The organism is Yoonia vestfoldensis SKA53 (assembly GCF_000152785.1).
Lineage (GTDB): Bacteria > Pseudomonadota > Alphaproteobacteria > Rhodobacterales > Rhodobacteraceae > Yoonia > Yoonia vestfoldensis_A.
Window position 1 is genome coordinate 2,643,111 of record NZ_CH672414.1, and the last position, 25,410, is coordinate 2,668,520.

Consider the following 25,410-nt stretch of genomic DNA (forward strand, 5'->3'; position numbering starts at 1 on the left):
CCTCGGCCCCTCTGAAATTAAGGTCCTGAAGAATGGCAAAGGCAAAGTTCGAACGCACCAAACCGCACGTGAACATCGGCACGATCGGTCACGTTGACCACGGCAAGACGACGCTGACGGCGGCGATCACCAAGTATTTCGGCGATTTCAAGGCCTACGACCAGATCGACGGCGCGCCCGAAGAAAAGGCCCGCGGGATCACGATTTCGACCGCGCACGTGGAATACGAATCCGAAGCGCGCCATTATGCGCACGTCGATTGCCCCGGCCACGCCGACTATGTGAAGAACATGATCACCGGTGCCGCCCAGATGGACGGCGCGATCCTTGTTGTGAACGCTGCTGACGGCCCGATGCCGCAGACCCGCGAGCACATCCTGCTGGGCCGTCAGGTCGGCATTCCATACATGGTCGTGTACATGAACAAGGTCGACCAGGTGGATGACGCCGAACTGCTGGAACTGGTCGAGATGGAAATCCGCGAGCTTCTGTCCAAATACGACTATCCCGGCGATGATATCCCCGTCATCCCCGGCTCTGCGCTGCATGCGATGAACGGCACCCAGCCTGAAATCGGTGAAAGCTCGATCCGTGCGCTGATCGCGGCTGTCGACGAATACATCCCGACACCGGCACGCGCGGTCGACCTGCCGTTCCTGATGCCGATCGAAGACGTGTTCTCGATCTCTGGCCGTGGCACGGTTGTGACCGGTCGTGTGGAACGCGGTGTGGTGAACGTGGGCGACGAGATTGAAATCGTCGGTATCCGCGACACCAAGAAGACCATCTGTACCGGTGTGGAAATGTTCCGCAAACTGCTGGACAGCGGCCAGGCTGGCGACAACATCGGTGCGCTGCTGCGCGGTGTTGACCGTGAAGGTGTTGAGCGTGGGCAGATTCTGTGCAAGCCCGGTTCGGTCAAGCCGCACACCAAGTTTGAAGCCGAAGCCTATATTCTGACCAAGGAAGAGGGCGGTCGTCACACACCGTTCTTTGCGAACTACCGCCCACAATTCTACTTCCGCACGACGGATGTGACCGGGACTGTTGTTCTGCCAGAAGGCACCGAGATGGTGATGCCCGGCGACAACCTGAAGTTCGAAGTTGAACTGATCGCGCCGATCGCGATGGAAGAAGGCCTGCGTTTCGCGATCCGCGAAGGCGGCCGGACTGTCGGCGCCGGCGTTGTGTCGAAGATCCTGCTGTAAAAAGCACAGGCAAAGTAAGGTGGGTCTTGACCCACCCTACGCCAAACAAAGGCCGCCCCGAAAAGGGCGGCCTTTTGCGTTTCACCGCAGCTTGTGGCCTCTAGCGGCTGATCAGCCTGTCGGCCCGCGCCGTTGTCGCGTCCATGAAGCGGCGCATCTGCTCGCGCAGATTGCTGCGCGTGGCGTCGTCCGGCTTGCGCGGGACTGTACCCTCGAACCGCGCAAACACCATAGCGCCATGCCCAAACAGGCGCGGCACCAGCATCCGGTCCCATGTGTTCAACCGCAGCCCGCGCGTTGTGGCGAAAGCATAACAGAATACCGGCACGCCGGTGATACGCGCCCATTCAAGCGGCGCATCCTTGACCTGATAGGCGGGACCGAGCGGCCCGTCAGCGGTCATCCCGATACTGATGCCCTCGCGGACCCGTTTCAGCACGATCCGCGACGCGGCAAGGTTGGTGGTCTGGCGCGACATCTGAATGGATCGCAGGCCGACACGGCGTTGCAAGGCACCCGACACGCGGCCGATGGGCGAGGAATCGTAAAGGCTGGTCAGCGGGCCATCGGCGACCGGCCAATGCAACGCCGCCATTACCGACCGGCCATGCCACATGACAAGCAGAACAGGGCCCTGCGCCAGTGCGGCGCGCAGGTCATCCAGCCCTTCGACCTGCCAACGGGTCGTGCGGTTGCACAGCGCCAGATAGCTGCCGGCCAAACTGGCCAGTAGCGAGGCTAGTCTTTGCGATTGTTCGATCCGTCTGCGCAGGGACAAGGGTGGCCTTTCGGGCTTGGTTCGTCTTGTGTTTCGACATTTCTGACGCCGAAGACAAGTCTGCGCTACCTTGGGTCTTGATCCTGCCCTGATTTGCGACTAATCCGACATTCGGCCATAGGGGTATAGCTCAGTTGGTAGAGCGACGGTCTCCAAAACCGTAGGTCTGGAGTTCGAGTCTCCATGCCCCTGCCAGGCCCGGATCGGAACGGCAAGTGCCGAAGGATCATCACCGACATGTTGGACCCAGCATTTTCCGTGGCTTTCCATATCGGGGCGCACAAGACAGCGACGTCGCATCTGCAACGGTCTATCGGGGCACAGGCTGATGCTCTTGCCGCACGAGGCGTGCAATGGTTCGGCCCCCATTACCTGCGTAAATGGGATCAGACGTTGCCCGAACTTTTGGGTTTGGGCGATGGGCAAGCCTTGTCCGGCCAATTGCGTTCGCTGCTGCAGACAGCGCAGCGCGTTGTCTTGAGCGAAGAAAACCATATCGGCGTGCTGAACGATCCGCGCCGCAGGCCCGTGACTTGTCGCTATCCCAAAGCGGCGCCACGGATCAGGGCTGTCGCACAGGGCCTTGGCCGCAATGTCGATGTCTTTCTGGCGATCCGGCGACCAACCGGTTTTGTGAATGCGGCCTATTGCCAGCAATTGATGAGTGGCAACGTGATGCTGATGGCGCAATATCGCAAGATTAACCCGACGGAATCGGTTGATTGGGCCGATCTGGTCGCGCGGCTGCGCGCCACTGCCGGCGTCGGACAGCTGGTCGTGTGGTGCTATGAGGATTACGCCGTTCATTTTAGCGCGATCTGCGCGGGTTTGCTGGGGCCTGCCGCTGCGGGGGTGGTGCAACCTATCGACCGTTATATTCACCGCGGCCTGTCTGCCGCCGCCGTGGCCGAGATTTTGCATCGCCATGCCTTGGGCGGGGCGGGCGATGCGGGGAGAAATGTGCGCGCGCTTTTGTCGGTCGAAGACGGCTATCCGCCCTTTGACGGTTTCACCCCGGCCGAACATGCCGCGGGTGATAGCGCCTATCGTGCTCAGATTGCCGCAATCGGTGCCATGCCGGGGGTGACATTGCTGGATCCGCTGTGGGCGGATGGCCCCATGCGGGCTTGAATTCGGCCCCGCGACCCCGTATGTCGCACAAAGTTTCGATAAAGGACCGTGCCGATGGCCATCGCCAATCCCGTGAAGTTCATTCAAGAAGTCCGCTCCGAGGTGGCCAAGGTCGTCTGGCCCACCCGCCGCGAGGTGGTGCTGACCACGATCATGGTCTTCATCCTTGCCGCGCTGACGGCGGTGTTCTTTTCGTTAGTCGATTTCGTGATCCGCTTTGGGCTGTCCGGCGTGCTGGGCTATTTCGGCGGCTAAGGCTGGCGCGCTTATTCTGCCCGCCCCTCTTGAAAACGGGTGGTGGCGGCGGTAAAGGCAGGCAACTTCGGAAATATGGCGTGCGGCGAATCGAGTTGCGCGCCGCTTTTATTTTCGACACCGGCGCAGGCGTCGGATCAATTTGAACCAGGGGCCATTGCGGTCTCGTGACGACAAGGTGCTCTGACAGATGGCTAAACGCTGGTATTCGGTAAGCGTTCTTTCGAACTTCGAAAAGAAGATCGCAGAGGCAATCCGCGCAAAAGCGGAAGAAAAAGGCCTGTCCGACCAGATTGACGAAGTCTTGGTGCCAACCGAAGAAGTGATCGAAGTACGTCGCAACAAAAAAGTGACGACTGAACGCCGTTTCATGCCCGGCTATGTGCTTGTGCATATGGAAATGTCGGATGAAGGCTATCACCTGATCAATTCGATCAACCGCGTCACCGGGTTTCTGGGGCCACAAGGCCGCCCGATGCCGATGCGCGATGCCGAAGTGCAGGCCATCCTTGGCCGCGTTCAGGAAGGCGAGGACAGCCCACGCACCCTGATCCACTTCGAGATCGGCGAAAAGGTCAAGGTCAACGACGGCCCGTTCGAGGATTTCGACGGCATGGTCGAATATGTCGACGAAGAACATCAGCGCCTCAAGGTGACGGTGTCGATCTTTGGCCGGGCAACCCCGGTCGAGTTGGAATTCACGCAGGTTTCCAAACAGTAAACGTGCGTGTTCAGACGTGGGAGGCCCGGGTTTGATCCGGCCCGAACCACGGCATCACCGCCCCATCCGGGGCAAATGTAGGGTGGGCATCAGCCCACCGCTGAAAAAGGAGAGGCCAAATGGCCAAGAAAGTCATGGGCATGCTCAAGCTGCAAGTTGCAGCCGGCAATGCCAAGCCAAGCCCGCCAGTCGGCCCAGCATTGGGTCAGCGCGGCATCAACATCATGGAATTCTGCAAGGCGTTCAACGCCAAGACTGCGGATATGGAAAAGGACGCACCTTGCCCGACCGTGATCACCTATTACGCGGACAAGTCGTTCACATTCGAGATCAAGACGCCACCTGCGTCCTATTACATCAAAAAGGCGGCCAAGCTGGCGTCGGGGTCCAAGACCCCCGGCCGTGCGACTGCCGGTTCGATCACCGCCAAGCAGGTGCGTGAAATTGCCGAAGCCAAGATGAAAGACCTCAATGCGACATCCATTGAAGGTGCAATGCAGATCATCATGGGCTCTGCCCGTTCGATGGGCGTGGAGGTCAAGTAATGGCAAAATTTGGTAAGCGCACAACCGCAGCCCGTGCCGCATTTGACGGCAAGACCAATGTGTCGGTCGCCGAAGCCATCGCTTTGGTCAAAGGCAGCGCCACTGCAAAATTTGACGAAACCGTCGAAATTTCGATGCAGCTGGGTGTTGATCCACGCCACGCCGACCAGATGGTCCGTGGCACCGTGACCCTGCCAAACGGCACTGGCAAAACTGTCCGCGTGGCCGTTTTTGCCCGTGGCGACAAAGCTGACGAAGCAAAGGCCGCCGGCGCTGATATCGTCGGTGCAGAGGACCTGATGGAAACCATCCAGTCCGGCAAGATCGACTTTGACCGTTGCATCGCGACACCCGACATGATGGCTATTGTTGGTCGTCTGGGCAAGGTTCTTGGCCCGCGCAACCTGATGCCAAACCCGCGCGTCGGCACCGTGACCATGGATGTCAAAGAAGCTGTCGAAGCGGCCAAGGGCGGCCAGGTCCAGTTCAAGGCTGAAAAAGCAGGCGTCGTGCATGCCGGTATCGGCAAGGCGTCGTTTTCTGCAGAACAGCTGCAGGAAAACATGCGCGCTTTTGTGGATGCGGTCGGGAAGGCCCGTCCATCGGGCGCCAAAGGCACCTATATGAAAAAGATCGCCGTCAGCTCGACCATGGGTCCAGGCGTGACTGTTGACGTTGCCTCGGCGACCGGCAACGCCTGATCCGGCTTTCGGTTTACGAACAAAACGGCAGGCCATCACGGCCTGCCGTTTTTGTTTTTGTTGCCATCTTTTGGCACGACAGGAATGCGATGAAAGCTGCTTGCTGTAGCGGTGGGGAAAGTACGTTACCCTGATAATAGGCGCAGCCGATGCGACGAACGGCGGCGATGTCCTTGGCTGATTCGACGCCTTCGGCGGTTGCGGCAATGCCCAAGGCGCGGGTCATTTCAAGGATCGCTGCGATCACCTTGGATTTATGCGGATCGCGCAGCGCAGCGCGGATCATCCGACATTCGATCTTGAGCCGGTCCGGCTGCACCTTCAGCAAGCCGACGATCGACGCCCGTCCGCTACCAAAATCATCCGAATGTATTTCGACCCCCATGTTGCGCAGCTGCTGCAGATTTTCCTTGATCTGAGGGACTTCGCGCCTGTCATCAAGATAGATCGTTTCCAGCAATTCGATCGACAGCCCGCATCTGCGGTCTGTCCAGGTGTTGGCCACATCCTCGGGCAGGCGCGGGTCCATCAGGCGCGGCCCGCTGATGTTTACCGATATCGATGGCAGATGAAGCCCGCACGCGCGAAATTTGTCGACCGCCGCCAGGGAAATGCGCAGCACCTGTCTGTCGATATCTTCGATCATGCCCATTTCGGCGGCGATATCCAGAAAGTCCGCCGGTTTCAGCAACCCGCATTCGGGGTGATGCCAGCGCACCAGCGCCTCTGCGCCAACGATCTCGCCAGTCTCGATATCGGCCTGCGGTTGGAAATAGGCGGTAAACTCGCCGCGTTCGAGCGCGCCGGGAATTGTGGCTGCGATCTGGCGCTTGATCTGCATCTGTTTGGTGATCTGCGGCGTGATCTGGCAGACCTGATTGCGCCCATTGCGTTTCGCCTCATAGAGCGCGACATCCGCATGGGCGATCACCGTCGCGGCGGTATCCTGCCCCGCAACGCCGGTTGCGATCCCGATGCTGATGCCGATGGTGACCTGGCGTTGTGCCAGATCTATGGGGCGTGTCAGGGCCTTGACGATCGCGGTCCCTGTCTGATGGGCAAGATTGGCCGAGATGCCCTGCGTGAGAAGCACCATGAATTCGTCGCCGCCGACCCGATAGGTCTGCCCCCGGTTGCCCACCGCCTGCGAAATCCGTTGCGCGGCGGTCACCAGCACGGCATCGCCGCTTTGGTGTCCCAACGTGTCATTCACCCATTTGAACCTGTCCAGATCAAGGTGCAGCAAGGCTACCCGTCCGTCTGCCGCGCCAAGACAATGTTCCAGCGCCCTTTCGAAAGCGCGCCGGTTCGGCAGCTCTGTCAGCGGGTCGTGATAGGCCGCCTGTTCCAGCGCCTGCCGCGCCTCGTCAAGTTCGCGGTTTCTGATCGCCAGCGCGGCATTGCTTTGTTCCAGCTGCATCATCGCTACCTTTTCACGGGTGACATCATGCCCTGTGCCGCGATAGCCGGTGAATGCGCCGGCCTGATCGAACTGCGGCTCGCCTGAGATGCGCAGCCACATCACCGACCCGTCCGTTGGCCGGATGATGCGATATTCAAAATTGCGAAATGCGCGATGCGCCTGCAGGTCGGCCAGATGCGCCTGCCATGCCGCGCCAGAGGGTTCTTCCGCGAAGATATCACGTTCGCGCCCCAAGACGTCTGCCCTGCTGATCTTTGTGACCTGTTCCATCCGGTTCGAAAAATAGATGAACCGATTCTGATGGTCGGTTTCCCAGAACCAGTCAGAGGCGATTCCTGCAAAATCTTCGAGGTTGCGGAAATTGGGTTGGTTCTGCGATGTCATGCGCCTTGTCTTACTGGGCATTTCTTGAACAAAGGTTTACCTCGCACGGGCGCCGGCAGCGCCGTTGGGCGCAAATCGGCCCTTGGCAAAGCGCCGTGCAGGCGATAACCAACAATCAGGCCCGAAAGATTGATTCGTTCGGGCCTTTATTCGTCCGAGACGGTGGGTTGGTCGCAAGACCGTTAATTCCTGCCTGAGACGGGATAGACCAGAATTTTTCGAGGCTCTCCTCGGTTCAACTTGGCTCGCCCCGTTTACGTGGACACCGACTGTCGGGTGGTCCGCCGCCCGGCAAAAACGAGAGCCGGTGCCAGACTATTTGGTACCTTAATTGGAGTGAAACTGTGGATAGAGCACAAAAAGAACAATTGGTCGATGAACTCGGCCAGATCTTTGAAAGCTCTGGCGTTGTAGTGGTCGCCCACTACGAAGGCATGACAGTTGCTGAAATGCAGGACCTGCGGGCGCGTATGCGCGATGCTGGTGGGGCCGTACGCGTTGCCAAGAACAAGCTCGCCAAGATCGCTCTTGAAGGTAAGCCATGCGAAAGCATCGCCACTTACCTGATGGGCATGACCGTGATCGCCTATTCCGAAGATCCTGTCGCTGCGGCGAAAGTGATCGATGCCTATGCCAAGACGAACGAGAAATTGGTCGTTCTGGGCGGGGCAATGGGTGACACGGCACTGGATCCAGCCGGTGTGAAAGCCGTTGCCGGGATGCCAAGCCGCGAGGAGCTTATTGCTTCTATCGTTGGTTGCATCGCAGCACCTGCCGCAAACATCGCCGGGGCCATTGGCGCGCCTGCTTCGAACATCGCGAGCATTCTTTCGACCATCGAAGAGAAAGCTGCGTGAAGCATCTGAATTGACTTGGGGCTGTCGCCTCACGTTGGAACACACTTAAATCGAACGGAAAGCATAAAATGGCTGATCTGAAAAAACTCGCTGAAGAAATCGTTGGTCTGACCCTTCTTCAGGCACAAGAACTGAAAACCATCCTCAAGGATGAATACGGCATCGAGCCCGCTGCTGGCGGCGCTGTGATGATGGCCGGTCCTGCTGCAACAGCAGAAGCCGCCGAAGAAAAGACCGAATTCGACGTCGTCCTGAAAGACGCCGGCGCACAGAAGATCAACGTGATCAAAGAAGTGCGCGGCATCACCGGTCTGGGCCTGAAAGAAGCCAAAGATCTGGTCGAAGCTGGCGGCAAGGTCAAAGAAGGCGCTTCCAAAGCCGAAGCCGACGAAATCAAAGCCAAGCTGGAAGCAGCTGGCGCGACCGTCGAACTGGCGTAAGGCGGGGTTTACCCCGCCCTTCGGTGATTTTCGATCATCGTGGGCGTTTGAACGCGGCTGGACCTGCATTTGCGGGTCCAGCCAAACCTGTCTTAGCGGTCGGCCATGCGTGGCCCACCCCTTGGGCTAGGTTGAAAAGTCGGGAGGCAGCCGGTGGGACGGCAGCCACGAATAGACTTGAAACCCCCGGTCAAATGGATGTGGCGGCGCAGCCCGGGCGCCGCACGTTCGAGAGACAAACAAAAGGTGATATCGCACATGGCTTCCTCCTTCCTTGGTCAGAAACGCCTGCGCAAGTATTACGGCAAAATCCGTGAAGTGCTTGAAATGCCGAACCTCATCGAGGTTCAGAAATCTTCCTATGATCTGTTCCTGCGTTCCGGCGACAGTGCAACACCGCTTGACGGCGAAGGCATCAAGGGTGTGTTCCAGTCGGTTTTCCCGATCAAGGACTTCAACGAGACCGCTGTGCTTGAGTTCGTGAAATACGAGCTGGAAAAGCCAAAGTACGACGTCGAAGAATGTATGCAGCGCGACATGACCTATGCCGCACCGCTGAAGGTGACGCTGCGCCTGATCGTGTTCGAAGTGGATGAGGACACAGGTTCCAAATCTGTCAAGGACATCAAGGAACAAGACGTGTTCATGGGTGACATGCCCCTGATGACGCCGAACGGCACCTTTGTCGTGAACGGCACCGAACGTGTGATCGTGTCCCAGATGCACCGTTCGCCCGGCGTGTTTTTTGACCATGACAAGGGCAAGACCCATTCGTCGGGTAAATTGCTGTTTGCTTGCCGGATCATTCCTTACCGCGGCAGCTGGCTCGACTTTGAATTCGATGCCAAGGACCTTGTGTTCTGCCGGATTGACCGCCGTCGCAAATTGCCTGTGACCACCCTGCTTTATGCGCTGGGGCTGGACCAGGAAGGCATCATGAATGCCTATTACAACACCGTCGATTACACGCTGGACCCAAAAACCAACGCCTGGACGACCAAGTTCTTCCCCGAACGCGTCCGCGGTACCCGTCCGACCTATGATCTGGTCGATGCCGATACCGGTGAGATCATTGCAAAGGCCGGCGAAAAAGTGACGCCACGGTCTGTCAAAAAGATGATCGACGAAGGCAAGGTCAAGAACCTGCTGGTCCCCTACGAGCATATCGTTGGCAAATACGTTGCCCGTGACATCATCAACGAGCAAACCGGCGCGATCCATGTCGAAGCTGGTGATGAACTGACGCTGGAAATCGACAAGACGGGCGCTGTCACAGGCGGCACGTTGCGGGATTTGATCGACGCGGGTATCACCTCGATCCCCGTCCTCGACATCGACAACATCTCTGTGGGTGGCTACATCCGCAGCACGATGGCGGCGGACAAGAACATGAACCGCGAAACCGCGCTCATGGATATCTACCGCGTGATGCGTCCTGGTGAACCACCGACCGTCGATTCCGCATCGGCGCTGTTCGACACGCTGTTCTTTGACGGCGAACGCTATGACCTGTCGGCTGTGGGCCGCGTCAAGATGAACATGCGTCTGGACCTCGATGCCGATGACACGATCCGCACATTGCGCCGTGAAGACATCGTCTCGTGCATCAAGGCGCTGACCGAATTGCGCGACGGCAAGGGCGACATCGACGACATCGACCACCTTGGCAACCGCCGCGTGCGGTCCGTGGGCGAATTGATGGAAAACCAGTATCGCGTCGGCCTGCTGCGCATGGAACGCGCGATCAAGGAACGCATGTCATCTGTCGAAATCGACACGGTGATGCCGCAAGATCTGATCAACGCAAAACCTGCGGCTGCGGCTGTGCGCGAATTCTTTGGCTCCAGCCAGTTGTCGCAGTTCATGGACCAGACGAACCCGCTGTCCGAAGTGACGCACAAGCGTCGCCTGTCGGCCCTTGGGCCCGGCGGTCTGACCCGCGAACGTGCCGGTTTCGAAGTGCGCGACGTTCACCCGACCCATTATGGCCGGATGTGTCCGATTGAAACGCCCGAAGGTCCAAACATCGGTCTGATCAACTCATTGGCGACCTTCGCCCGCGTGAACAAGTACGGTTTCATCGAAACACCGTACCGCAAGGTCGTGGACGGCAAGGTGACGGATGATGTGCAATACATGTCCGCGACCGAAGAAATGCGCCACACCGTGGCACAGGCCAACGCGTCGATGAACCCTGACGGATCGTTCAAGAATGATCTGGTGTCGACCCGTGTGAACGGCGATTACACGCTGGCCCCGCGTGAAAACGTGGACCTGATCGACGTGTCGCCAAAGCAGCTGGTTTCGGTTGCGGCATCGTTGATCCCGTTCCTTGAAAACGACGACGCCAACCGCGCGCTGATGGGCTCGAACATGCAGCGGCAGGCCGTGCCTTTGCTGCAGGCCGAGGCACCATTGGTCGGCACTGGCATCGAAGAAGTCGTGGCGCGCGATAGCGGCGCTGCGATTATGGCGAAACGTGCCGGCGTCATCGACCAGGTCGATGCGCAGCGGATCGTGATCCGCGCGACATCCGATCTGGAATTGGGTGATGCGGGCGTCGATATCTACCGCATGCGCAAGTTCCAGCGGTCCAACCAGAACACCTGTATCAACCAGCGTCCGCTGGTGAAGGTGGGCGATCTGGTCCAGAAAGGGCAGGTCATCGCCGATGGTCCATCGACCGATCTGGGTGAACTGGCGCTGGGTAAAAACGTAGTCGTCGCGTTTATGCCATGGAACGGTTACAACTACGAAGACTCGATCCTGATTTCGGAACGCATCGTGCGCGACGACGTCTTCACCTCGATCCATATCGAGGAATTCGAAGTCGCCGCCCGTGACACCAAGCTCGGGCCAGAGGAAATCACCCGCGACATCCCCAACGTCGGCGAGGAAGCTTTGCGCAACCTTGACGAAGCGGGCATCGTGTATATCGGGGCCGAGGTTGGGCCTGCGGATATTCTGGTCGGCAAGATCACCCCAAAAGGCGAAAGCCCGATGACGCCAGAAGAAAAGCTGCTGCGCGCCATCTTTGGTGAAAAGGCATCCGACGTACGCGACACATCTTTGCGCCTGCCACCCGGTGACTTTGGCACCGTGGTCGAGGTGCGCGTGTTCAACCGTCACGGCGTGGAAAAAGACGAACGCGCGCTCCAGATCGAGCGTGAAGAAGTCGAACGCCTGTCGCGCGACCGCGATGACGAACGTGCGATCCTTGACCGCAACATCTATGCGCGTCTGTGGGATATCATCGGTGGCAAGACAGCAGCCAAAGGGCCAAAAGGCTTCAAGGCCGGCGCTGTTGTCACCGAGGAAAGTGTCTCCGACCTGAGCCGTGGCCAGTGGTGGCAATTGGCGATGGAAGACGAGGATGACGCGAAAATCGTCGAGGCGTTGAACCAGCAATACGAAATCCAGAAACGGGCCATGGATGCACGGTTCGAGGACAAGGTTGAAAAGGTCCGTCGCGGCGACGATCTGCCTCCGGGCGTGATGAAGATGGTCAAAGTGTTCGTCGCGGTAAAGCGCAAGCTGCAACCGGGCGACAAGATGGCTGGTCGTCACGGCAACAAGGGCGTGATTTCCAAGGTTGTTCCCATGGAAGACATGCCGTTCCTTGCAGACGGGACACCGGTGGATTTCTGTTTGAACCCGCTGGGCGTGCCATCGCGCATGAACGTCGGTCAGATCCTTGAAACCCACATGGGTTGGGCTGCGCGCGGTCTGGGTATCCAGATTGACGAAGCCTTGGGTGAATACCGCCGGTCCGGCGATCTGACACCCGTGCGCGAAGCGATGAAAATCGCCTATGGTGATGATGTCTACGAAGAAGGCATCGTCGGTATGGACGAGGCTGATCTGGTCGAAGCAGCGGGTCATGTCACGCGCGGTGTGCCGATCGCGACCCCCGTGTTCGACGGCGCGAAAGAGGCTGACGTGAACGATGCGCTGCGGCGTGCCGGTTTCGACACCTCGGGTCAGTCGATCCTGTTCGACGGTCGCACCGGTGAACAATTCAGCCGCAAGGTGACGGTGGGTGTCAAATACCTGCTGAAACTGCATCACTTGGTTGACGACAAGATCCACGCACGTTCCACCGGGCCTTACAGCCTTGTCACGCAGCAGCCTCTGGGTGGTAAAGCCCAGTTCGGCGGTCAGCGTTTCGGGGAAATGGAAGTCTGGGCCTTGGAAGCTTATGGCGCGGCCTACACGCTGCAGGAAATGCTGACGGTCAAGTCGGATGACGTGGCAGGGCGGACGAAAGTCTATGAAAGCATCGTCAAAGGCGAAGACAATTTCGAGGCTGGCGTGCCTGAGTCCTTCAACGTGCTCGTGAAAGAAGTCCGGGGTCTCGGCCTCAACATGGAACTCCTGGATGCGGAGGATGAGGAATAGGGCGGATCAGTCGGGCGAGCCCCGACCACAAACGCCCGTAGGGCGGGGTTGACCCCGCCTTACCCCTCGCACTTGCGCACCCCAATTCAAGGAATTGAAGATGAACCAGGAACTGACAAACAACCCGTTCAACCCGGTTGCCCCGGCAAAGACGTTTGACGAAATCAAGGTGTCTCTGGCATCGCCCGAACGGATCCTGTCGTGGTCCTTCGGCGAGATCAAAAAGCCCGAAACCATCAACTACCGTACGTTCAAGCCTGAGCGGGACGGTCTGTTCTGTGCGCGTATCTTTGGCCCGATCAAGGATTACGAATGCCTGTGCGGCAAATACAAGCGCATGAAATACCGCGGCGTTGTCTGCGAAAAATGCGGCGTGGAAGTGACCCTGCAAAAGGTCCGCCGCGAACGGATGGGCCATATCGAACTGGCCGCACCTGTCGCGCATATCTGGTTCCTGAAATCGCTGCCAAGCCGCATCGGCCTGATGCTGGACATGACATTGCGCGATCTGGAACGCATTTTGTATTTCGAAAACTATGTCGTGATCGAACCCGGCCTGACCGACCTGACCTATGGCCAGTTAATGACCGAGGAGGAATTCAACGACGCACAAGACCTGTACGGCATGGACGCGTTCCAAGCCAATATCGGCGCCGAAGCGATCCGCGAAATGCTGGCCCAGATCGATCTGGAATCCGAAGCTGAGCAGCTGCGCGCCGATCTGAAAGTGGCGACAGGCGAGTTGAAGCCCAAGAAGATCATCAAGCGTCTGAAGATCGTCGAGAATTTCCTTGAATCTGGCAACCGCCCGGAATGGATGGTCCTGACCGTGATCCCCGTGATCCCGCCGGAACTGCGCCCTCTGGTCCCGCTGGATGGTGGCCGTTTTGCGACATCCGACCTCAACGATCTCTATCGCCGCGTGATCAACCGTAACAACCGTCTGAAGCGGCTGATCGAATTGCGCGCGCCTGACATCATCGTGCGTAACGAAAAGCGCATGTTGCAGGAATCGGTCGATGCATTGTTCGACAACGGCCGTCGGGGCCGGGTGATTACGGGTGCCAACAAGCGTCCGCTGAAATCCTTGTCCGATATGCTCAAGGGTAAGCAGGGCCGTTTCCGCCAGAACCTTTTGGGCAAGCGGGTCGACTTTTCGGGGCGTTCGGTCATCGTGACAGGTCCGGAACTGAAACTGCACCAATGCGGGTTGCCCAAGAAAATGGCGCTCGAATTGTTCAAACCGTTCATCTATTCGCGGCTGGAGGCCAAGGGCCTGTCCAGCACCGTGAAACAGGCCAAGAAACTGGTCGAAAAAGAACGGCCAGAAGTCTGGGATATCCTCGATGAGGTGATCCGCGAACACCCCGTCATGCTGAACCGTGCGCCGACCTTGCACCGTTTGGGCATTCAGGCGTTCGAACCTGTCCTGATCGAAGGCAAGGCGATCCAGCTGCATCCGCTGGTCTGTACCGCGTTCAACGCCGACTTTGACGGTGACCAGATGGCTGTTCACGTCCCGCTGAGCCTTGAGGCGCAGCTGGAAGCCCGCGTGCTGATGATGTCCACGAACAACGTGCTGTCGCCTGCCAACGGCGCGCCGATTATCGTGCCATCGCAGGATATGATCCTTGGCCTGTACTACACGACCATCATGCGCGAAGGCATGAAGGGCGAAGGCATGTCGTTCAGCAACATCGACGAAGTCGAACATGCGCTGGCCGCAGGCGAGGTGCATCTGCACGCCAAGATCACGGCGCGGATGATCCAGATCGACGGCGAAGGCAACGAAGTGCTGGAACGGTTCGAGACGACACCCGGCCGTCTGCGTCTGGGCGTGCTGTTGCCGCTGAACGCCAAGGCGCCTTTCGCGCTGGTCAACCGTTTGCTGCGCAAGAAAGAAGTCCAGCAGATCATTGATACCGTCTACCGCTATTGCGGCCAGAAGGAATCGGTCATCTTCTGTGACCAGATCATGACCATGGGCTTCCGCGAGGCGTTCAAGGCGGGCATTTCGTTCGGTAAGGACGATATGGTCGTGCCAGATACCAAATGGGCGCTGGTTGATGAAACCCGCGATCAGGTCAAGGATTTCGAACAGCAATATATGGACGGCCTGATCACCCAGGGTGAAAAGTACAACAAGGTCGTCGATGCCTGGTCGAAAGCCAACGACAAGGTCACCGAAGCGATGATGACCACCATTTCCACCGCCGGCCGCGATGCCGACGGATCGGAAAGCGAGCCGAACTCGGTCTATATGATGGCCCATTCCGGTGCGCGTGGCTCGGTCACACAGATGAAGCAGCTGGGCGGGATGCGCGGCCTGATGGCCAAGCCGAACGGCGAGATCATCGAGACGCCGATCATCTCGAACTTCAAGGAAGGTCTGACCGTTCTTGAATACTTCAACTCGACCCACGGCGCCCGTAAGGGTCTGTCGGATACGGCGCTCAAGACAGCGAACTCTGGCTATCTGACACGGCGTCTGGTCGATGTCGCGCAGGATTGCATCGTCCGTCAGGTCGATTGCGGCACAGATCGTGCGATCACGGCCGAAGCTGCGGTCAATGATGGTGAGGTTGTGTCGTCGCTGGCCGAACGTGTGCTTGGCCGTGTCTCTGCCGATGACGTTATTCGTCCCGGCACCGACGAGGTGATCGTGCATGCAGGCGAGCTGATCGACGAACGCAAAGCCGACATGATCGACGCCGCAGCCATCGGCAAGATGCGCATCCGCAGCCCGCTGACCTGCGAGGCCGAAGATGGCGTTTGTGCGATGTGCTATGGCCGTGATCTGGCGCGCGGTACCCGCGTGAACATCGGTGAAGCGGTCGGCATCATCGCTGCTCAATCCATCGGTGAACCCGGCACACAGCTGACGATGCGGACATTCCACATCGGCGGCGTGGCACAGGGTGGGCAGCAGTCCTTCCTCGAAGCATCGCAGCCCGGCAAGGTCACCTTCCGCAATGCCATGTTGCTGGAAAACGCCACTGGCGAAAACGTCGTCATGGGCCGGAACATGGTCATCGCGATTGTTGGCCCCGAGGGCGAGGATCGTGCGACACACAAGGTCGGCTATGGCTCCAAGGTGCTGGTCAAAGAAGGCCAGGACATCCTGCGCGGCGACAAGATCTTTGAATGGGACCCCTATACCCTGCCGATCATCGCCGAAAAGTCGGGAACGGCGAAATATGTCGATCTGATCAACGGGATCGCCATGCGTGAAGACACTGATGATGCGACGGGCATGACCCAGCGTATCGTGTCCGACTGGCGCGCTGCCCCCAAGGGCAACGAGCTGGCCCCCAAGATCATCGTGATCGGCGCGGATGGTGAAGTTGTTCTGAAAGACGATGGCAACCCTGTGTCCTATGGCATGTCGGTTGACGCGGTTCTGTCCGTCGAAGACGGCCAAGAAGTGAAAGCCGGTGACGTGATCGCGCGTATCCCGCGTGAAGGTGCCAAGACCAAGGACATCACCGGTGGTCTGCCGCGTGTGGCCGAATTGTTCGAAGCCCGTCGCCCCAAGGATCACGCGATCATCGCCGAAATCGATGGCTATGTGCGCTTTGGCAAGGACTACAAGAACAAGCGCCGCATCGCGATCGAGAGCGCGGAAGACCCTGACGTCAAGGTCGAATACATGGTGCCTAAGGGCAAGCACATTCCCGTCGTGGAAGGTGATTTTGTCCAAAAGGGTGATTACATCATGGATGGCAACCCAGCCCCGCACGATATTCTTGCGGTCATGGGGGTCGAGGCACTGGCTGTCTATATGATCGACGAAGTGCAGGACGTGTATCGTTTGCAGGGCGTTAAGATCAACGACAAGCACATCGAAGTCATCGTGCGCCAGATGCTCCAGAAATGGGAAATCCAGGACAGTGGTGACACGGTTCTTCTGAAAGGCGAAACTGTCGATAAGGCTGAATTCGACGAAGCCAATGCCAAAGCGATCAAGCGCGGCGACCGTCCGGCAACAGGCGAGCCGATCCTTTTGGGGATCACCAAGGCATCGTTGCAGACACGCTCGTTCATCTCGGCGGCATCGTTCCAGGAAACCACGCGCGTGCTGACCGAAGCATCGGTGCAGGGCAAGCGGGACAAGCTGATCGGCCTGAAGGAAAACGTGATTGTTGGTCGCCTGATCCCCGCAGGGACAGGTGGGGCAACCCAGCAGATGCGCAAGATCGCAGCGGACCGCGACAATGTCGTGATCGAAGCGCGCCGCGAAGAAGCCGCGCAGGCGGCGGCGCTGGTTGCGCCCGTGCGCAGCGAAGAAACCGATGTCTTTGGTGCGCGCACCGAAGCACCGGAAGACAACGACGCGTAATCAATTGAAATAATTTAAAAAAAGGCCCTCGGTTTCGGGGGCCTTTTTTGTTTGCAAAAGAATATTGGTGACGTCTTCGCAATCTCGCTGGCAGTGGTGATGCCGCACTGATACCTGCATGTCATGGCGGTGATGTCTGACAATATCCGAGGGGCGCTGTTGATGGTGGGGGGCATGTGTGCCTTTACCGTCAATGATGCGTTCATGAAATCCTTGTCCGGCGATATCCCGCTGTTTCAGGCCGTCCTGCTGCGCGGGATCTTTGCGATCATCTGCCTGACCATCATGTGCCGGGTGATGGACCAGCTGCATTTCAACCTGCCACGGCGCGACTGGGGGCTGATCATGTTGCGCACCCTGGGCGAGGTTGGCGGCACATATTTCTTTCTGACGGCCCTGTTTCATATGCCCATCGCCAATGTTAGCGCGATTTTGCAGGCGTTGCCGCTGGCGGTCAGCCTTGCCGCGACGTTGTTTCTGGGCGAGGCACTGGGCTGGCGCAGGTTTGCGGCCATCGCCATCGGCTTTGTCGGGGTGGTGCTGATCATCCAGCCCGGTGGTACGGATTTCAGCAGCTACAGCATCTATGCGCTGATCGCGGTCGCCTGCATCACGCTGCGTGATCTGGCGGTGCGGCGCATGTCGGTGCAGGTGCCTGTCGTCTTCGTGGCGCTGATCGCGGCCATTGGGGTGACGGCATTGGGGGCAATCGGGTCATTGTTCATCACATGGCAGCCGATGTCCGCCACCTCGGCCATGCAGATCGGCAGCGCCACGATCTGCCTGATCTTCGGCTACATCTTTTCGGTCAGCGCAATGCGGTCGGGCGAGATCAGCTTTGTCGCGCCTTTCCGCTATACCAGCCTGCTGGTCGCGCTGATCCTCGGGATGGCGGTGTTCGATGAATGGCCCAATGTCCTGACGGTCCTTGGTGCGTCAATCGTGGTTGCCACCGGCCTGTTCACGCTGTGGCGTGAAAGACGGCTACGGATACGGCACAATCTGTCACCGGATCGCATCCGCTAGAATCGCTGTGCGATAGGCTGTGCTGCGGGCGTTGGGTGGGGCAGGGCGACCGCGCCATTCCCTCTTGTTTATTGGCCATTGGTGCGTTCATCGGCAGGGTCCGGCCCTGTTGACAGCCCAAGCGCAACGGCCTATACGCCGCTCATCCGGGCGGGGTTTTTCCTATTTGTCCCGATATCACAACTGTCGTGGCCAAGAACCGGGCGATTATTGCCTTGTTCCTCTGGATACTGACCGCACCGAACCTCCGGTAAGGGTTCGACGCGGAATTTTTGTGCTTTTCAGACATGAAAAGCATGTTTTGAAACCCGCGTTTGCCGGACGCATACAAGTGAATAGATGGGAACATCACACGATGCCAACGATTCAGCAGCTGATCCGCAAGCCGCGCCAGCCAAAAATTGTCAAATCCAAATCCCAGCATTTGGAATCCTGCCCTCAGAAACGCGGCGTCTGCACGCGCGTTTACACCACCACACCAAAGAAACCGAACTCGGCTATGCGGAAAGTCGCCAAAGTGCGTCTGACCAACGGCTTTGAGGTGATCTCTTACATCCCCGGTGAAAGCCACAACCTTCAGGAACACTCTGTCGTCCTGATCCGTGGCGGCCGTGTAAAAGACCTTCCCGGTGTGCGTTATCACGTCCTGCGCGGTGTTCTGGATACCCAAGGCGTCAAGAACCGCAAACAGCGCCGTTCCAAATATGGCGCGAAGCGTCCGAAGTAAGGGAAAGATCACATGTCACGTCGTCACGCCGCTGAGAAGCGCCAAGTTCTGCCAGACGCCAAGTTTGGTGATACCGTTCTGACCAAGTTCATGAACAACCTGATGGTTGACGGCAAAAAAGCCGTTGCCGAACGCATCGTCTATAACGCGTTTGATCGCGTTGAAGGCAAGCTGAAGAAATCGCCCGTGGAAGTGTTTCACGAGTGTCTGGACAACATCAAACCATCCGTCGAAGTGCGTTCGCGCCGCGTCGGTGGTGCGACTTACCAGGTACCCGTCGAAGTCCGCCCCGAGCGCCGCGAAGCGCTGGCGATCCGCTGGCTGATCGCTGCTGCGAAAAAGCGCAATGAAAACACCATGGAAGAACGGCTTGCTGGCGAATTGCTTGACGCTGTCCAGGGTCGCGGCACTGCCGTGAAAAAGCGCGAAGACACCCACAAGATGGCCGACGCGAACAAAGCGTTCAGCCATTACCGCTGGTAATAGGGACGATCTGACATGGCACGCGACTACCCACTCAACCGTTACCGCAACTTCGGTATCATGGCGCATATCGATGCGGGTAAAACAACCTGCACCGAACGGATCCTGTATTACACCGGCAAATCCCACAACATCGGCGAAGTGCATGATGGCGCGGCGACGATGGACTGGATGGAGCAGGAACAGGAACGTGGCATCACGATCACGTCCGCTGCGACCACCACATTCTGGCAGCGTCAAGAAGATCCGTCCGCTGACGGCATTTCTGACGAAAAGGTCCGGATGAACATCATCGACACCCCCGGCCACGTTGACTTCACGATTGAAGTTGAACGTTCGCTGGCCGTGCTTGATGGCGCGATCTGCTTGCTGGACGCCAACGCAGGTGTTGAACCGCAGACCGAAACCGTCTGGCGTCAGGCCGACCGTTACAAGGTGCCGCGGATCGTGTTCGTCAACAAGATGGACAAGATTGGCGCTGACTTCTTCAACTGCGTCAAGATGATTGCTGACCGCACCGGCGCGGTGCCTGCACCTATCCAGCTGCCCATCGGTGCCGAGACCGAGCTTGAAGGCATCATCGACCTCGTGACGATGGAAGAATGGGTTTATCAGGGCGAAGATCTGGGCGCGTCCTGGGTCCGTCAACCGATCCGTGCCAGCCTGAACGACATGGCGCTGGAATGGCGCGGCAAGCTGATCGAGCTGGCCGTCGACATGGATGATGACGCGATGGAAGCTTACCTCGAAGGGCAAGAGCCTGACGTGGACACGCTGCGCGTCTTGATCCGCAAAGGCACTTTGGCGATGAAATTCGTTCCTGTTCTGGCTGGCTCTGCCTTCAAGAACAAAGGCGTGCAGCCATTGCTGAACGCTGTGATCGACTATCTGCCAAGCCCGATGGACGTTGTCGATTACATGGGCTTCAAACCCGGTGACGAAACCGAAACACGGTCCATCCCGCGTCGTGCGGATGACAACATGCCGTTTTCGGGTCTTGCGTTCAAGATCATGAACGACCCGTTTGTGGGTTCCTTGACCTTTACCCGGATCTATTCGGGCAAGCTGGCCAAGGGCGATGCGATGCTGAATTCCACCAAAGGTGGCAAGGAACGCGTCGGTCGTATGATGATGATGCACGCCATCAACCGCGAAGAAATCGACGAAGCCTGGGCCGGTGACATCATCGCGCTGGGTGGTCTGAAGAACACGACAACCGGCGACACGCTTTGTGATCCGTCCGACCCTGTTGTGCTGGAAACGATGACCTTCCCAGAACCAGTGATCGAAATCGCGGTCGAGCCGAAAACCAAAGCCGACCAAGAGAAAATGGGCATCGCACTGGCACGTCTTGCTGCCGAGGACCCATCCTTCCGCGTGGAAACTGACTTTGAATCCGGTCAGACCATCATGAAGGGCATGGGCGAATTGCACCTCGACATTCTGGTCGACCGCATGCGCCGTGAATTCAAGGTCGAGGCCAACATCGGTGCGCCACAAGTGGCATATCGTGAAACCATCGGTCACGAAGTCGAACACACCTATACCCACAAGAAACAATCGGGTGGGTCGGGTCAGTTCGGTGAAGTGAAGCTGTTGATCCAGCCCACAGCACCAGGCGAAGGCTATTCGTTTGAATCCCGCGTTGTCGGTGGTTCGGTGCCAAAGGAATACGTCCCCGGCGTCGAAAAAGGGATCAAATCGGTCATGGACTCCGGTCCATTGGCAGGTTTCCCCGTGATCGACTTCAAAGTGGCGCTGCTGGAAGGCAAGTATCACGATGTGGACTCCTCGGTCCTCGCGTTCGAGATCGCAGCACGGATGTGTATGCGTGAAGGCATGCGCAAGGCTGGTGCGAAACTGCTTGAGCCGATCATGAAAGTCGAAGTCGTGACACCCGAGGAATATACCGGCGGGATCATCGGCGACCTGACATCGCGTCGGGGCATGGTGCAGGGCCAAGACAGCCGCGGCAATGCCAACGTGATCGAAGCTTTCGTGCCTCTGGCCAACATGTTCGGCTACATCAACACCTTGCGGTCAATGTCGTCTGGTCGTGCCAATTTCACGATGATCTTTGATCATTATGAGCCGGTGCCGCAGAACATCAGCGACGAGATCCAGAAGAAATACGCTTAAGGTGCGGCGGGGATGACCCCGCCCTACCACCCCCCATAAGGCGGGGTTATCCCCGTCGCCCAAACACAAAAATTCAAGGAGCCACACCATGGCAAAGGCAAAGTTCGAACGCACCAAACCGCACGTGAACATCGGCACGATCGGTCACGTTGACCACGGCAAGACGACGCTGACGGCGGCGATCACCAAGTATTTCGGCGATTTCAAGGCCTACGACCAGATCGACGGCGCGCCCGAAGAAAAGGCCCGCGGGATCACGATTTCGACCGCGCACGTGGAATACGAATCCGAAGCGCGCCATTATGCGCACGTCGATTGCCCCGGCCACGCCGACTATGTGAAGAACATGATCACCGGTGCCGCCCAGATGGACGGCGCGATCCTTGTTGTGAACGCTGCTGACGGCCCGATGCCGCAGACCCGCGAGCACATCCTGCTGGGCCGTCAGGTCGGCATTCCATACATGGTCGTGTACATGAACAAGGTCGACCAGGTGGATGACGCCGAACTGCTGGAACTGGTCGAGATGGAAATCCGCGAGCTTCTGTCCAAATACGACTATCCCGGCGATGATATCCCCGTCATCCCCGGCTCTGCGCTGCATGCGATGAACGGCACCCAGCCTGAAATCGGTGAAAGCTCGATCCGTGCGCTGATCGCGGCTGTCGACGAATACATCCCGACACCGGCACGCGCGGTCGACCTGCCGTTCCTGATGCCGATCGAAGACGTGTTCTCGATCTCTGGCCGTGGCACGGTTGTGACCGGTCGTGTGGAACGCGGTGTGGTGAACGTGGGCGACGAGATTGAAATCGTCGGTATCCGCGACACCAAGAAGACCATCTGTACCGGTGTGGAAATGTTCCGCAAACTGCTGGACAGCGGCCAGGCTGGCGACAACATCGGTGCGCTGCTGCGCGGTGTTGACCGTGAAGGTGTTGAGCGTGGGCAGATTCTGTGCAAGCCCGGTTCGGTCAAGCCGCACACCAAGTTTGAAGCCGAAGCCTATATTCTGACCAAGGAAGAGGGCGGTCGTCACACACCGTTCTTTGCGAACTACCGCCCACAATTCTACTTCCGCACGACGGATGTGACCGGGACTGTTGTTCTGCCAGAAGGCACCGAGATGGTGATGCCCGGCGACAACCTGAAGTTCGAAGTTGAACTGATCGCGCCGATCGCGATGGAAGAAGGCCTGCGTTTCGCGATCCGCGAAGGCGGCCGGACTGTCGGCGCCGGCGTTGTGTCGAAGATCCTGCTGTAAAAAGCACAGGCAAAGTAAGGTGGGTCTTGACCCGCCCTACGCCAAACAAAGGCCGCCCCGAAAAGGGCGGCCTTTTGCGTTTCACCGCAGCTTGTGGCCTTTTACATCATCCAAGACGGGCGTTATCGCAGCCGCAACCAGCGCCGCGGCAAGCGGTATCGTTGCTGCATAGCCGAACGTCTGGAACCCGATTGCGCCAGCCAAGCCACCGACAAAAAACGACACCAACAAGGTGCCGAGCATCACACCACGTTTCGGGCGCGGTACAAATTCTTTATTCCGTGCGAGATTGCAAAACAGCCACCGGCCCAGATCAATCCCCAGATCGGTCGCGATGCCAGTGACATGCGTGGTCCGAATGACAGCGCCAGAGATTTTGGTGATGACCGCATTCTGTAACCCCATGACAAAGCACAAAAGCAAAATCGTGATAGAGACGACACCGCCCTGCATGGTGCCGTGTTGTGCGCCCAGAATACCGAAGGCCATCAGCAGCGATGCTTCGACCAGCAGCGGGATCGCATATTCGCTTTGCAGCTGACGGCTGCGGGCGTAATTCACGAGGATTGCGGTGCAGGCGGCACCCCCGATGAAGGTCGCCAGACAGGCCAGCCCGAACAGCGCAAACCGGTACTGGCCCAAAGCAATCAGATCGGCCATTTCGGACACGATCCCCGTCATATGCGATGTATATTGTTGCACAGCGAGGAACCCGCCCGCGTTGATGGCACCGGCCACAAATGCAAGCAGATAGCCCAGCCCCCGATTGCCCGATTCGGTCCGCGATGCCCCGGTCAGATGCCGTGACAGATTGCTTGCCATGGTGGTGCCTTTCATGCTGCATTCGGCCATCAAAACTGGCCGGATGCGGGGAAATAGCAACACCAATAGGGTTGAAACACAAGGCCGCGTGGATCGGGCGGATTTGTACAATCAGCCCTTGCCAGCTTGGGTGCAACCCCCTATACGGCCCCAATCCGACAAGGGTGCGCCATGCGTGCCCTTTTTATGTTGGTGCAAAAGACGCGATGAGGGTTCTGGATGAGCCATGATCCTCCTCTCCGATCTAGACCCTATTCAAAAAGGGTGATGAAATGGCAGGTAGCCAAACCATCCGTATCCGCCTCAAGGCGTTTGATTTCCGCGTGCTTGACGCAAGCACCGCAGAAATCGTCAGCACAGCCAAGCGCACTGGCGCATCTGTGCGCGGCCCGATTCCTTTGCCGAACAAGATTGAAAAATTCACAGTTCTGCGCGGCCCGCATATCGACAAGAAATCCCGCGATCAGTTCGAGATCCGTACGCACAAGCGCCTTCTCGACATCGTTGACCCGACACCGCAGACCGTGGACGCGCTGATGAAGCTCGACCTGGCCGCTGGCGTCGACGTCCAGATTTCCGTGTAAGGAGGGTTATCAATGCTCCGTACAGGACTTATCGCAAAGAAACTGGGCATGACCCGTTTGTTCATGGAAGACGGTCGGCAAGTGCCGGTCACCGTTCTGGCCTTGGAAAACCTGCAGGTCGTTGCACAGCGTACTGTTGAAAAGGACGGCTATGTCGCTGTCCAGCTGGGTGCCGGTGCTGCCAAAGCAAAGCGCACAAGCCAGGCCATGCGCGGCCATTTTGCCGCCGCAAAGGTTGAACCAAAGCGTAAGGTCGCCGAATTCCGCGTCGCCCCCGAGAATATGATCAACGTTGGTGAAACCATCACCGCGAACCATTATTTCGAAGGTCAATATGTGGACGTGTCCGGCACATCGATCGGTAAAGGTTTTGCCGGTGCGATGAAGCGGCACAACTTTGGCGGTCTGCGTGCATCGCACGGTGTGTCCGTCAGCCACCGTTCGCACGGTTCCACTGGCCAGTGTCAGGATCCGGGCAAGGTGTTCAAAGGCAAGAAAATGGCCGGCCACATGGGTTCTGCCCGCGTGACCACCCAGAACTTGCAAGTTGTGCGGACAGATGCCGACCGTGGTTTGATCATGGTGAAAGGCGCAGTTCCCGGATCGCGTGGCGGTTGGGTGACGTTGAAGGATGCGGTCAAGAAACCGACCCCTGAAAACGTGATCTATCCTGCTGGCTTGAAATCCATGGATGAAGAAGCCGCGCGTTTGGCCGAAGAAGCCGCCGCAGCCGCAGCAGCCGCTGAAGCTGCCGCAGCAAAGGCCGCTGCCGAAGCAGAACAAGCTGCGCTCGAAGCTGCTGAAGCCGCCGCAAACGAAGCCCCGGCTGATGCCGATACGACAGAGGGTGATAAAAATGAAGGCTGATGCAATCAATCTGGAAGGCGCAAAGGCCGGTTCCGTCGAGTTGAACGACGCGATCTTTGGTCTGAAGCCACGCAAGGACATCTTGCACCGCGTCGTCCGCTGGCAGCGCAACAAGGCCATGGCAGGCACACACGACGTGCTTGGCCGGTCGGAAGTGTCCTATTCCACCAAGAAGATCTATCGCCAAAAAGGCACCGGTGGCGCACGTCACGGGTCCAAAGGCGCGCCGATCTTCCGTCACGGTGGTACCTACAAGGGCCCGACCCCACGCAGCCACGCGCATGAGCTGACCAAAAAGTTCCGTGCGCTGGGTCTCAA

Annotated in this window: 21 protein-coding genes and 1 tRNA gene; 19 read left to right on the plus strand and 3 right to left on the minus strand. The window is 58.3% G+C overall.

Annotation, left to right across the window (positions count from 1 at the left end; all coding sequences use genetic code 11):
- Nucleotides 1-32: 32 nt before the first annotated feature.
- Nucleotides 33-1,208, plus strand: a complete 1,176-nt coding sequence (gene tuf / locus SKA53_RS12820; RefSeq protein ID WP_007206586.1) for an elongation factor Tu — start codon at nt 33-35, stop codon at nt 1,206-1,208.
- A 100-nt stretch (nt 1,209-1,308) separates the two neighbouring features.
- Here the strand turns inward: tuf (SKA53_RS12820) and SKA53_RS12825 are convergent, their stop codons facing one another.
- On the minus strand, nt 1,309-1,986 hold the full coding sequence (locus SKA53_RS12825) for a lysophospholipid acyltransferase family protein (protein WP_242601270.1): 678 nt from the start codon (nt 1,984-1,986) through the stop codon (nt 1,309-1,311).
- A 119-nt stretch (nt 1,987-2,105) separates the two neighbouring features.
- On the opposite strand from SKA53_RS12825, the gene SKA53_RS12830 reads away from it, so the two are divergent.
- From SKA53_RS12830 to rplA, 6 genes are all read left to right on the plus strand, one after another.
- Nucleotides 2,106-2,181 (plus strand) — tRNA-Trp (locus SKA53_RS12830).
- Between the two features lie 42 nt (nt 2,182-2,223).
- Nucleotides 2,224-3,117: a hypothetical protein gene (locus SKA53_RS12835; protein ID WP_007206588.1), complete on the plus strand. Its 894-nt coding sequence runs from the start codon at nt 2,224-2,226 to the stop codon at nt 3,115-3,117.
- A 54-nt stretch (nt 3,118-3,171) separates the two neighbouring features.
- Nucleotides 3,172-3,372 (plus strand): preprotein translocase subunit SecE, encoded by a 201-nt coding sequence (gene secE / locus SKA53_RS12840; RefSeq protein ID WP_007206589.1) that lies wholly within the window; start codon nt 3,172-3,174, stop codon nt 3,370-3,372.
- A 190-nt stretch (nt 3,373-3,562) separates the two neighbouring features.
- Nucleotides 3,563-4,093: a transcription termination/antitermination protein NusG gene (gene nusG, locus SKA53_RS12845; protein WP_007206590.1), complete on the plus strand. Its 531-nt coding sequence runs from the start codon at nt 3,563-3,565 to the stop codon at nt 4,091-4,093.
- Between the two features lie 119 nt (nt 4,094-4,212).
- Complete coding sequence (gene rplK, locus SKA53_RS12850) at nt 4,213-4,638, plus strand: 50S ribosomal protein L11 (RefSeq protein ID WP_007206591.1); 426 nt, start codon at nt 4,213-4,215, stop codon at nt 4,636-4,638.
- Nucleotides 4,638-5,339, plus strand: coding sequence for a 50S ribosomal protein L1 (gene rplA / locus SKA53_RS12855; protein ID WP_007206592.1), 702 nt, complete (start codon nt 4,638-4,640; stop codon nt 5,337-5,339). Before rplK ends, rplA begins: the two co-directional genes overlap by 1 nt.
- Nucleotides 5,340-5,352: 13 nt before the next feature.
- On the opposite strand, the gene SKA53_RS12860 is transcribed toward rplA, so the two are convergent.
- Nucleotides 5,353-7,146 carry a putative bifunctional diguanylate cyclase/phosphodiesterase gene (locus tag SKA53_RS12860; RefSeq protein ID WP_007206593.1) on the minus strand — a complete coding sequence of 598 codons (1,794 nt, stop codon included), beginning with the start codon at nt 7,144-7,146 and terminating at the stop codon, nt 5,353-5,355.
- Nucleotides 7,147-7,490: 344 nt separating this feature from the next.
- Here SKA53_RS12860 and rplJ point away from each other — a divergent pair, with 344 nt between their 5' ends.
- The 9 genes from rplJ to tuf (SKA53_RS12905) all read left to right on the plus strand — a co-directional run bounded on the left by rplJ (nt 7,491) and on the right by tuf (SKA53_RS12905) (nt 22,819).
- On the plus strand, nt 7,491-8,003 hold the full coding sequence (rplJ, locus tag SKA53_RS12865) for a 50S ribosomal protein L10 (RefSeq protein WP_040482979.1): 513 nt from the start codon (nt 7,491-7,493) through the stop codon (nt 8,001-8,003).
- A 68-nt stretch (nt 8,004-8,071) separates the two neighbouring features.
- Nucleotides 8,072-8,443 (plus strand): 50S ribosomal protein L7/L12, encoded by a 372-nt coding sequence (gene rplL / locus SKA53_RS12870; protein ID WP_007206595.1) that lies wholly within the window; start codon nt 8,072-8,074, stop codon nt 8,441-8,443.
- 258 nt (nt 8,444-8,701) lie between these two features.
- The gene (gene rpoB, locus SKA53_RS12875) at nt 8,702-12,841 is read left to right on the plus strand and encodes a DNA-directed RNA polymerase subunit beta (protein WP_007206596.1); all 4,140 of its coding nucleotides are present in this window, start codon (nt 8,702-8,704) and stop codon (nt 12,839-12,841) included.
- 100 nt (nt 12,842-12,941) lie between these two features.
- Entirely contained in the window at nt 12,942-17,180 is a 4,239-nt protein-coding gene (rpoC, locus tag SKA53_RS12880) for a DNA-directed RNA polymerase subunit beta' (RefSeq protein WP_007206597.1), read from the plus strand.
- A gap of 123 nt (nt 17,181-17,303) precedes the next feature.
- Nucleotides 17,304-18,206, plus strand: a complete 903-nt coding sequence (locus SKA53_RS12885; protein ID WP_007206598.1) for a DMT family transporter — start codon at nt 17,304-17,306, stop codon at nt 18,204-18,206.
- A 355-nt stretch (nt 18,207-18,561) separates the two neighbouring features.
- Nucleotides 18,562-18,933, plus strand: a complete 372-nt coding sequence (gene rpsL / locus SKA53_RS12890) for a 30S ribosomal protein S12 (RefSeq protein WP_007206600.1) — start codon at nt 18,562-18,564, stop codon at nt 18,931-18,933.
- Between the two features lie 12 nt (nt 18,934-18,945).
- Nucleotides 18,946-19,416, plus strand: a complete 471-nt coding sequence (gene rpsG, locus SKA53_RS12895) for a 30S ribosomal protein S7 (RefSeq protein WP_007206601.1) — start codon at nt 18,946-18,948, stop codon at nt 19,414-19,416.
- A 15-nt stretch (nt 19,417-19,431) separates the two neighbouring features.
- Complete coding sequence (gene fusA, locus SKA53_RS12900; RefSeq protein ID WP_007206602.1) at nt 19,432-21,555, plus strand: elongation factor G; 2,124 nt, start codon at nt 19,432-19,434, stop codon at nt 21,553-21,555.
- 88 nt (nt 21,556-21,643) lie between these two features.
- On the plus strand, nt 21,644-22,819 hold the full coding sequence (tuf, locus tag SKA53_RS12905) for an elongation factor Tu (RefSeq protein ID WP_007206586.1): 1,176 nt from the start codon (nt 21,644-21,646) through the stop codon (nt 22,817-22,819).
- Between the two features lie 81 nt (nt 22,820-22,900).
- Here tuf (SKA53_RS12905) and SKA53_RS12910 read toward each other — a convergent pair whose 3' ends face one another.
- Nucleotides 22,901-23,641 (minus strand): YoaK family protein, encoded by a 741-nt coding sequence (locus SKA53_RS12910; RefSeq protein WP_040483312.1) that lies wholly within the window; start codon nt 23,639-23,641, stop codon nt 22,901-22,903.
- A gap of 272 nt (nt 23,642-23,913) precedes the next feature.
- Here SKA53_RS12910 and rpsJ point away from each other — a divergent pair, with 272 nt between their 5' ends.
- The 3 genes from rpsJ to SKA53_RS12925 form a co-directional block, all read left to right on the plus strand.
- Nucleotides 23,914-24,225, plus strand: a complete 312-nt coding sequence (rpsJ, locus tag SKA53_RS12915) for a 30S ribosomal protein S10 (RefSeq protein WP_007206605.1) — start codon at nt 23,914-23,916, stop codon at nt 24,223-24,225.
- A gap of 12 nt (nt 24,226-24,237) precedes the next feature.
- On the plus strand, nt 24,238-25,092 hold the full coding sequence (rplC, locus tag SKA53_RS12920; RefSeq protein WP_040482980.1) for a 50S ribosomal protein L3: 855 nt from the start codon (nt 24,238-24,240) through the stop codon (nt 25,090-25,092).
- On the plus strand, nt 25,082-25,410 hold a 329-nt coding region (locus tag SKA53_RS12925), incomplete at its 3' end, for a 50S ribosomal protein L4 (protein WP_007206607.1). The genes rplC and SKA53_RS12925, both read left to right, overlap by 11 nt.